General features: G+C 36.3%; 1 protein-coding gene and 1 pseudogene. Both read left to right on the top strand.

The window, feature by feature from the left end; translation table 11 throughout:
* The first annotated feature begins 65 nt into the window (after positions 1-65).
* Complete coding sequence (locus tag AC30RD_RS09095; protein ID WP_489494211.1) at positions 66-287, top strand: DNA-directed RNA polymerase subunit omega; 222 nt, start codon at positions 66-68, stop codon at positions 285-287.
* A 4-nt stretch (positions 288-291) separates the two neighbouring features.
* Positions 292-1416: pseudogene (locus AC30RD_RS09090) on the top strand (HD domain-containing protein); the annotation flags it as partial.
* Positions 1417-1585: the final 169 nt, after the last annotated feature.

Raw genomic sequence — 1585 nt, 5'->3', positions numbered from 1 at the left:
GATATCTTAAAAAATGGAAATATGGATAACTGTTCCATAGTCAAGTAAAAAGGAAAGAGAAGTATATGAAAGTTGAAGAATTGACAGCAAAAGTTTTAAATGAAAATCCAAGTATAGATCGCTATCAGCTTGCAATAGCGGTTGCCAAAAGAACAGATGAGCTTGAAAACGGCGCTACAAGCAAGTTGAGTGTTCATACAAAAAATATGAGATCATCAGATTTGGCATTGATGGAAATTGCCGAAGGCCTTATAGTGGTTCAAGGCTTTAAAAACGTAAAGAAGTAATCTCTTGCCGCTGAGTCAGGTAGATATAGAAAAAATCAAACATCTACATGATGTTGACTCGGCACTATCTTACCTTTTTTTACAAATTCCCCACAATGCTACTCTCCAAAAAGCGTTAGATTTTGCCATACAGGCGCATAAAGAACAGTTTAGAAAGAGTGGTGAACCTTATATAGTACACCCTATTTTGGTGGCTTCTGTTACAGCCGCCATCACCAATGATGAAACAATGGTGGTAGCAGCTCTTTTACATGATGTGGTGGAAGATACCTCCATCTCTTTAGAGGAGATAGAAAATCTTTTTGGTAAAGATGTTGCACATCTTGTTTCGGGACTTACAAAGATAGACACCATACGTGACAGCGAATTAATCCCCTCAAGTTCCAATGAGAAGCTTGTTGTTTCTGCACTTTCGTTTAGAAAAATGCTTTTGGCAAGTATAGAGGATGTACGTGTCTTGGTTGTGAAACTGTGTGACAGATTGCACAATATGCTTACTCTCGATGCTCTGCCTCCCCATAAACAAAAACGTATAGCAGAGGAGACATTGGTTGTGTATGCACCCATTGCACACCGTTTGGGGATTAGTTTTTTAAAAAATATTTTAGAAGATTTGAGTTTTGGATATCTGTTTCCTGAAGAGAAACACCGTATAGATAATTATCTTGACAAAAACTACCATGCTATAGAGATGCGTTTGAGCGAATTTAAAGATTCTGTTTCAAAAATTCTTTTACAAAATGGTTTTTGTGAAGATGATTTTGAAATTTTATCCCGTATAAAACATAAATACTCCATATATTTAAAGATGCAAAGAAAAGGTGTAAGTATTGATGAGGTGCTTGATCTTTTGGCCGTAAGAATAATAACCAAAGAGCCTATTCGGTGTTACGATGCACTTGGTTTAATCCATCTTCATTTTCGCCCTTTGGCTTCAAGATTTAAAGACTATATAGCAGTTGCCAAAGATAACGGCTACCAGACTATTCATACAACAGTTTTTCACAATACTGCCATCTTTGAGGTGCAGATAAGAACATACGAGATGCACCGCACCGCAGAGCTTGGGGTTGCTGCCCACTGGAAATACAAAAGCGGCGGCAACAATATTAAGCTTGATTGGCTTGATTGTTAGTTCTATATATCTACACCGCTTCCCTGCTTACGACAAAACAGATTTTAAAGTAATATATATACTTTTTATATTTCTAGTCATAATAAAAGGACTGGAAAGAACAAATCTTCTTCATATAATAGCAAATAAGTTTAAAACAAAAAAATGGCTTTCCCAAAAGTTA

The sequence above is a fragment of the Nitrosophilus sp. genome (assembly GCF_982775275.1).
The sequence above is the reverse complement of the archived record's forward strand: the minus strand, read 5'-3'. Positions and strand labels throughout refer to the sequence as shown.

Bases quoted from the DNA above. Each gene is read 5' to 3' on its own strand.
- AC30RD_RS09095 (WP_489494211.1), top strand. From the start codon at position 66: ATGAAAGTTGAAGAATTGACAGCAAAAGTTTTAAATGAAAATCCAAGT.